Origin of the sequence: Mycobacterium sp. (assembly GCF_025933915.1) — a bacterium.
GTDB lineage: Bacteria > Actinomycetota > Actinomycetes > Mycobacteriales > Mycobacteriaceae > Mycobacterium.
The window spans coordinates 1-8,455 of the sequence record NZ_JAICZA010000177.1; the positions used below are offsets into that span (position 1 = coordinate 1).

An 8,455-nucleotide genomic window follows, 5' to 3' on the forward strand; every position below is an offset into this window, starting at 1 on the left:
CGGGAGGCCACCAGCGCGCCCGTGCTGTAAATCCGCGGTCAAGCTTCCGTTAAATCGCGTCGACGCTCTCGCGGATCCGCCCCAGGGCTGCCAAAATTTTTCGTCAGGTTGGCTGGTCGACGCGGACCAAGCACTCTGCCCCAGCCCGAGGGAGAAATCATGCCCACTGTCGAGATGCGCCTCCGTGAAGATTTGCGCAGCTACGCCGTCGAGTTGAGGCAGCTGGCGTACACCCTTCCCCTGGGCGTAGGCGAGCACAATCTTTTGCGACTGTCCGACCGCATGCGCGCCGCGGCCGACCAGACGGTCCGCAAGGGCGCTTGACGGACGCGGCCCGCCCGCGAGCGATCAGCCGCCTTTGAGGCGGATCTTCCAGCGCACGAAACCCAGATAGACGGCGCTGATGAGCATCAGCATGCCGACGTCGAACCACCACGCCGCCGGCGTGTGCTGCCAGTGCGAATCCTTCGGGGTCAGGGGGCCGGGCACCAGTTTGGTCAGGTCGGCGGTGGACGCCGACGCCGCGAATCCCCATCGGGCGGGCGTGGCCCAGGCCATTTGATCCAGCCCCGCCCGGCCGGTCACCGGGATCATCCCGCCGGAGAACACCAGCTGTGACATGACGGCCACCACCAGCAGAGGCATGATCTGCTCGTTGGACTTGGCGACGGCCGACAACGCCAGGCCCAGCATGGCGGAGGCGACGCATGTCAGCGCGACGTCGACGAACAACTCCAGCCCGGGTTTGCCCAGGGCCACCGCGCCCTGGGTCGGTGCCCCCTTGCCGAGCACCGCGATGATGCTCACGATCGCCGACTGGACGATCGCGAAGACCGTGTAGACGCACACCTTCGCCAGCAGATACGCCGACGTGGACAGGCCGACCGCCTGCTCGCGCAGGAAGATCGCGCGCTCCCCGATGAGATCGCGGATGGTGAGTGCGGTGCCCATGAACACCGCGCCGACGTTCAGCAGCACCAGGATCTGCCCCGGCTCGTTGGGGGCAGCACCCATCGGGTTCGGGATGCCGAAGCCGACATCGCCGGGCACCGACATCGACAACGAACCCATGATGAACGGCAGCAGCGCCAGGAACACGAAATAGCCACGGTCCGAGACGATCAACCGCATCTGGCGACGCGCGATCGTGGAGAACTGCCGGACCAGGCTGGTGTGTGAGGGATCGCCGAGTTCGGCGGGTTTCTCCGCCGGGGGCGGCGCGGGAGGCGGTCCGGTCCGGGCCAGGTAGCGCGCCCTGGATCCGTCGGGGTCGTTGGCGACGGTGCTGAAGATGTCGGCCCAGTTGGTGGTGCCCATGGCGGGACCGATCTGGCTGGGCGGCCCCGAGAACGCCGTCTTGCCGCCGGGTGCGAGCAGGAGAACCTGGTCGCAGACGTCCAGATAGGTCAGGGAGTGGGTCACCACCAGCACCACACGACCGGCGTCGGCGAGCTGCCGCAGCATGGTCATCACCTGCCGGTCCAGCGCCGGGTCCAGCCCGGATGTCGGCTCGTCGAGGATCAGCAGCGACGGACCGGTGAGCAACTCGAGCGCCACTGACGCGCGCTTGCGCTGCCCGCCGGACAGCTTGTCGACCCGCGTGTGCAGGTGCTGGGTCATCTCGAGTTCCTCGAGCACCCGGGCCACCACCTGCGCGCGGTCGTCCTTGGTGGTGTCCGGCGGCAGCCGCAGTTCGGCGGCGTACATCAGCGCCTGCTGAACGGTCAGCTGGCCGTGCACCACGTCGTCCTGCGGCACCATTCCGATTCGGCTGCGCAACGAGGCGTACTCGGCGTGCACGCTGTGCCCCTCGAACGACACGGTGCCCGTGGTGGGGTGCGTGTACCCGGCGACCAGCCGGGCGAACGTCGATTTGCCAGCGCCGGATGGCCCGATGATCGCCGTCAACGTCCCGGGAAGGGCCGTCAGCGAGATGTTGTCCAGCAGCGTCTTGGTGTTCTCAATCGTCCAGGTCACCCCGCGCACGTCGAGGCCGCCGGTGCGCGTCGCGGTCGCGGTCTGGTCACGGCGGGCCAAGGTGCCGCCGGCGAAGACGAGGTCGATGTTGCCGATCGTGACGACATCGCCGTCGCGCAGCACGGCCGAATCGACCCGGACGCCGTTGACGAAGGTGCCGTTGATGCTGCGGTTGTCATGGATCTCGGTGCCGCCGGGCGCCGGGATCAGGGTGGCGTGGTGGCGTGATGCCAGGACCTCGGGAATGACGATGTCGTTGTCGTTGGCGCGGCCGATCGTGGTCGCACCCGGCGTCGACTCCAGCCCCGCCCTGCCCGGCCGCAGGATCTTCATCATCGACGTCGCGAGGATCGACGAGTCACCGCCGACGCGGCCCGTGGGCGGGGCCGCGTGCATCGACGGCGCCCGGTAGATCTGCGGTGCGGGCTGGGATCCGCTGGGCGGCGCGGCCAGGGCGCCGCTGGGATAGCGCGCCTGCGGACCCGACGGATAGCTCGGGGTCGTTCCACTGGGCGGCTGGCTCGGGATGGGTCCGCTCGGCGGGTGACTGGGTTGCGCGGCGGTGGGCGGATGTACGGGGTGGCGGAACGAGGCCGACGCCGGCTGCTGGGGCTGGTCGGGTCGTTGCGCGCCGGTCGGCGGGCCCGGTGGCGCCCCCACCATCGGTCCGCTGGGGGTGCTGACGATCGGTATCGATGTCGTCAGCGGCGGGCGCCCGGCCGAACCCTGGTGGCGGCCGACCTCGAAGGACAACGCCGGACCGTCCGGATTGCCGACGTTGACGCGCAGCCCATCCTGGATATCGACGACCGGCACGCGGCGGCTGTTGACATAGAGGCCATTGAGGCTGCCGTTGTCGACGGCCGTCCATCGGCCCTGGTCGTATCGCACGATGAGGTGCGTGCGGGAGATCAGGGGGTGGGCGACGCGGAGATCCGCGCGAAGGTCGCGTCCGATCACTACATCGTTTCCTGCCGCGAAGGTGCGCTCGGCTCCCTCGTACCGCACGGTCAGCGCAGGCGGGCCTGGTGGGGTCATCAGGACCAACTGTAACGGCAGCGGCGCGACCTAGGCGTCCCGTTCATCCCCGGGTGCCGCCTTCCGCCGCCGCCAGCAGCGTGAGGCAACCGAAGCTCCCGGAAGCGAGCAAGGGTGTCGCCGATCCAATCACCCTGCTGCACAGTTATTTTCGGCGGTTTCAAACCGCCGTCGCGGCGCTGCGCAGGCGGCGTACGTTCGGGGCCTTGCTTCCGAACCTGTTTCCGACAGGGGTGACGTCCTTGACGAAATCCCCGAGGTACTGGATGGCCCGCCTGCCCTCGGGCAAGATGTCGGCGGCCAACGGGAAGTCGTGAATTTGCCCGTCCCACAGGTGCAGATCGCAGCGGATTCCGCTGGCTTCCAGGCGCTTCGCCATCAATTCTGCGTCGGCGACCAACAACTCGTCCGAACTCGCGTGAATGGTCACCGGCGGCAACGAGGACAGGTCGGCATCCACCGGTGAGGCAACCGTGGCGTCGCCCCGACCTTCCAAAACCTGTGCGTTGCCGAGGTACTCAGCGAACATCGAGAATGCCCGGCGGGTGAACATCGAGCACTTGCGCGCGTTGCGATGCTTGAGTTTTCGTACCGGGTCCGCGTCGGTGAACGGCGAGATGGTCGCAACCCCGGCCGGCTCCATGACGTCCTCACGAATCGCGAGCAGCGTGGTCATGAACGCCAGGTATCCCCCGGCCGAGTCGCCGGCCACCACGACCCGGTCGCCGTCGTAGCCACGATCCTGCAGCCATCGCAGGCCGCTGATCCCATCGTCGATGGCGTCGGTGATCTGATGTGCGGGCAACTTCCGGTAGGCGACGGTGAGCACGGCGGCGTCGGCCGCCTTCGACAAGCGAGTCACCAGCGAGCGATGCGTATTGAGGCCGCAGGTGAGGAACGCACCGCCGTGCAGATACAGAATCGCTCGATCCCCCGAGACGCCGGGAGCGCGAACCCACTCCGCGGCGCAGTGCTCGAGCCGCACCGACTCGGTCTCCGCGGCAGATCCGAACCGTGGGACCAATCCCGCGAGCCCGTCGACATACTCGAAAGGCCAGTGCAGGTTAGGCGTCACCGCCCACGCGCGGACCGCGTTCTTCACGATCAGGCGGCTGGCGAGCGATACGGCAACCGACTGCGGGCTATGGCGATGATGCATGCGCCGCGTCGTCGCCACGCTCGGCAATATATGGATCGGATCGATTGTGCTCACCATGTGTCATCAACTCCTCAGTGGAAAACCGGGTACCCGGCGTGCCCGTCGATCCAGCACGCAGCAAATGTCGGGTACGTCACGTTTGCCGGCGGCAGAGATGGGTACCGCTCGCCCATCGCGATTTCGGATGTCGCGCGGCCAGATTTGGGTAGGACCGGCTGTGGCCGAGTCTGGCCAGTGGCCCAAGATATGAGCGATGACACACGGAGATCATCCCGACCTGTTGCTGGCCGACCGGGTAGCGGTGGTGACGGGTGGCGGGGGCGGCATCGGCGCGGCCACCGCGCGGCTTTTCGCCCGACACGGTGCCCACGTCGTCATCGCGGACATCGACGGTGAGCTCGCCGACGCGACCGCCGCCGCGATCACGGCATCCGGCCACTCCGCGCGGGCGGTCGTCGCCGACGTCCGAGACCCCGATCAGGTCACCCACTTGGCCCGGACCGTGCTGGACAGTTATGGCCGGGTCGACGTTTTGGTGAACAACGTTGGCCACTGGTTGCGCCACCCCGGCAACTTCGTCGACACCGACCCGCGCCTCTGGGATGAGCTGTACCAGATCAACCTGCACCACGTCTTCCTGCTCACCCAGGCGTTCCTGCCCGCCATGGTCGACCGACACACCGGCACGATCGTGAACGTCTCGTCGGTCGAGGGCCAGCGCGGCTACCCGGAGGATCCGGTGTATGCCGCCTTCAAGGCCGCGGTCATCGCTTTCACGCGCAGCCTCGCGGTCCAAGTGGGCAACCGCGGGGTGCGGGTCAACGCGATCGCTCCCGACGTCACCGAGTCCCTGCAAGTGCCCTACATGCAATGGCTCTCAGCCGAGGAACAGACGCGGTGGCCGCAGTGGGTCCCGGTCGGGCGGATGGGCCTGCCCGAAGATCAGGCCCGCGTGATCCTGTTTCTGGCGTCGGACCTGTCGTCGTTCGTCACCGGCCACACCATCCCCACCGACGGCGGCACCGGCGCGGCCGGCGGATGGTTCCGCTCCTCACGCCGGCCCGGCCGAGAGTGGACGAACCGGCCCGTCGACCCCTGAGCACGCATGCCGCAGGGTGCGGCTCGGGACCATACGGGTTTGCGGCCTACTTGCGTTGCCGTTCAGCCCATTTGGAAACGCTGCGGCGGCGCCCGGTGCCACGGCGTCCTCGACGCATCGACTACGCTCTTGACCCAACATCGCTACGCGAGGAGTCGTCACGGTGGAAATGTGGCAACTGGTGGCCCGTGAGCAAATCCGTGACACCTTGGCGCGCTATAACTGGTCCGGCGATGCCGGTGCGCTCGACGGCCTCGCGGAGACTTTTTGCGTGGACGGTGTTCTCGAGATACGCGGTTTCGAGCCATTGCACGGACGATCGGCGATCGCGGCATTTCTGCGCGGTATCAGCGGAAAGATTGCCGTCGCCGTCGACGTCAAACCCATTGTCCGTCATAACGTTACGAATCTATTGTTTACCGAATTCGCACCCGAGCAGGCGCAAGTCAAGTCGTACTTCACCGTGATCACCCACATCGGTCTCGACCACTGCGGCCGTTACCGCGACATCCTGGTGCCCGATGGTGGAACCTGGCTGATCAAGCGCCGCCGGGTGTCGACCGACTGGGCAGCGCCCGACTCTGCGATGGCTCGACAGCCCTGACCAGCGAAGTGGTCGCTGCCAACGTCAAAACGTATGCGCGCGTGAGGCTTTCGTAGCAGCGGGCAACCCGCGCCCAGCGGGCCGTCGAGCGTCGGCGAGATGGCGATTTCGTTAAATGTACCGGCGACATGTTTGCCGAAAGCCCCTCAACGGCTACACACACACGTCACACCAACACATTGCGGTCACCCCGGTCGTGCGCCCCTTCAGGAGGCCCCGGGTGACCGCCGGTCACATGACCAGCGGTCATGGCCGCACACAAGAGACGGGCAAATATGCAACGACTCAGTGGGTTAGACGCCTTCTTTCTGCATCTGGAATCACCGACGCAACCGTTAAATGTTTGCTGCGTGCTGGAGCTGGATCCGATGACGATGCCGGGGGGCTACACCTTCGAGCGTTTCCGTGCGGCGCTGTCGGCGCGGTTGGACACCGTGCCCGAATTCCGCCTCAAGCTGGCCGACAACCAACTGAACTTCGACCATCCGGTGTGGGTGGACGACGATCGGTTCGATGTGGCTCGCCACCTGCACCGCGTCGCCCTGCCATCGCCGGGAGGGCCCAAAGAGTTAGCGGACATCTGCGGCCACGTCGCCGGGCTGGCGCTCGATCGCGATCGTCCGCTGTGGGAAATGTGGGTGATCGAACGCCTGCACGGCACCGACGCGCTGTCTGTCGTCCTCAAGGTCCACCATGCCGTGGTCGATGGCGTTGGCGGGGCCAACCTGCTCGCGCAACTGTGCACCCCCGCTCCGGACGCCCCGCCGCCAGAACCGGCCGACCGCGCGGCGACGACCAATCCGGCGCAGATCGCCGCGAGCGGGCTCATCGGGGCGGCGTTGCGGCCGTGGCGACTGGCCAAAATCGTGCCGGCGACCGCGCTGACGCTGGCGGGAACGGTCCTGCGCGCGCGAACCGGCGGCCGTACGATGGCGGCGCCGTTCGCGGCACCGACGACGGCGTTCAACGGCTCCTTCACCCGGCGCCGCAACGTGGCCCTGATCGGCGTGGATCTCGAGGACGTCAAAACCGTCAAACGCCGGTTCGGGGTGACCGTCAACGACGTGGTGACGGCGCTGTGCGCGGGCGCCTTGCGGCAGTACTTCCTGGACCGCGACGCCCTGCCGACCATTCCCCTGGTGGCCAGCGTGCCGGTGTCGGTCCGCGGCAAATCCTCTCGGGCGGGCCGCAACCAGATGACCTGGATGCTGTGCCGGCTGGACATCCACATCGACGACCCCGCCGAACGGCTCGCCAGCATGGCCACCGGAAACGCCGCCGCCAAGGATCACTCCGCCGCGATGGGCGCGACACTGCTGCAGGACTGGACGCAGGTGGCCGGGCGGACCATGTTCGGCGCCGCCAGGAAACTGCTGCCGCGCATACCCCTGCCCGAGAATCCGCCGCACAACCTGGTGATGTCGAACGTGGCCGGGCCGCGAGAACAGCTCTACTTCCTCGGTTGCCGGCTCGACGCGATGTACCCGCTCGGCCCGATCATCGCAGGCGCCGGGCTCAATATCACCGTGATGTCGCTGGGTGGGCGGCTCGGCGTCGGCATCATTTCCTGCCCCGACCTCGTGCCCGACCTCTGGGACCTGGCCGACGCGTTTCCCGTCGCTCTCAAGGAGCTGATGAATTCCAGCGCGGCGGCCCGCGGCCGAACCTGACGGCCGCCCGTTCAGCGGAACCCTGTCCCATCGCGGCGCCGCGGCATGGCAGGCTGACATCCGTGGCAGACACTTCTGAACAGACGGCCCTCGCCGAGCAAGACCTGCGTGAAATCAGCACGGAAAAAGGCACTTTGCGCTACTACGACAGCGGGGGCCCCTCTTCCGCTCCGGTGTTGCTGTTCCTGCACGGGTCTGGGCCCGGCGTCACCGGATGGCGCAACTTCCGTGGGGTGCTGCCGGCGTTCGCCGCCCACTATCGGTGCCTGATCCTGGAATTCCCCGGGTTCGGGGTCAGCGACGACTTCGGCGGCCACCCGATGGTCACCGCGTTCGGCACCGTATCGCCCTTCTTGGACGCGCTCGGCGTCGACACGGTGCACATCGTCGGCAACTCGATGGGCGGCGGCGTGGGCATCAACTTCGCCACCCACAATCCCGATCGCGCCGGTCGGCTGGTGACCATCGGCGGAATCGGCACCAACATCTTCAGCCCCAGCCCCAGCGAGGGCATCCGACTGCTGCAGGAATTCGTCGAGGACCCCACGCGCCAACGCCTCGTCGACTGGCTCAAATCGATGGTCTACGACCAAGGGCTGGTCACCGAGCAGCTGATCGAGGAGCGCTGGCGGCTGGCCACCGACCCCGACACCCTGGCCGCGGCGCGACGCATGTACGGCAAGGCGGCCTTCGGCGCGATGAATGCCGCGCTGAACGCCTCCGACCGGCCGCTGCCGTGGGCGGTCATGCACAAGCTCACCGCGCCCACCCTGCTGACCTGGGGCCGAGACGACAGGGTGAGCCCGCCCGACATGGCCCTCATCCCGATGCGCACCATTCCCAACGCGGAACTGCACATCTTCCCCAACTCGGGGCACTGGGCGATGATCGAGGCCAAGGAGGCGTTC

7 protein-coding genes are annotated in these 8,455 nt (G+C 67.5%); 5 read left to right on the top strand and 2 right to left on the bottom strand.

Features of this window, described 5'->3' with window-relative positions; translation table 11 throughout:
- Positions 1-159 precede the first annotated feature (159 nt).
- On the top strand, positions 160-324 hold the full coding sequence (locus tag Q0W90_RS20995) for a hypothetical protein (protein WP_297595594.1): 165 nt from the start codon (positions 160-162) through the stop codon (positions 322-324).
- 24 nt (positions 325-348) lie between these two features.
- On the opposite strand, the gene Q0W90_RS21000 is transcribed toward Q0W90_RS20995, so the two are convergent.
- Together Q0W90_RS21000 and Q0W90_RS21005 are read right to left on the bottom strand one after the other, a co-directional pair.
- Entirely contained in the window at positions 349-3,015 is a 2,667-nt protein-coding gene (locus Q0W90_RS21000) for an FHA domain-containing protein (protein ID WP_297595595.1), read from the bottom strand.
- Between the two features lie 160 nt (positions 3,016-3,175).
- Positions 3,176-4,231, bottom strand: a complete 1,056-nt coding sequence (locus Q0W90_RS21005) for an alpha/beta hydrolase (RefSeq protein ID WP_297776338.1) — start codon at positions 4,229-4,231, stop codon at positions 3,176-3,178.
- Between the two features lie 196 nt (positions 4,232-4,427).
- Between Q0W90_RS21005 and Q0W90_RS21010 the strand changes: the two genes are divergently transcribed.
- From Q0W90_RS21010 to Q0W90_RS21025, 4 genes are all read left to right on the top strand, one after another.
- Entirely contained in the window at positions 4,428-5,273 is an 846-nt protein-coding gene (locus tag Q0W90_RS21010; protein WP_297595597.1) for an SDR family oxidoreductase, read from the top strand.
- A gap of 163 nt (positions 5,274-5,436) precedes the next feature.
- Positions 5,437-5,877 carry a nuclear transport factor 2 family protein gene (locus Q0W90_RS21015; protein ID WP_297776341.1) on the top strand — a complete coding sequence of 147 codons (441 nt, stop codon included), beginning with the start codon at positions 5,437-5,439 and terminating at the stop codon, positions 5,875-5,877.
- Positions 5,878-6,152: 275 nt separating this feature from the next.
- Positions 6,153-7,547, top strand: coding sequence for a wax ester/triacylglycerol synthase family O-acyltransferase (locus Q0W90_RS21020; RefSeq protein WP_297595599.1), 1,395 nt, complete (start codon positions 6,153-6,155; stop codon positions 7,545-7,547).
- A gap of 62 nt (positions 7,548-7,609) precedes the next feature.
- The coding region (locus Q0W90_RS21025) for an alpha/beta fold hydrolase (protein ID WP_297776345.1) at positions 7,610-8,455 on the top strand (846 nt) is incomplete at its 3' end.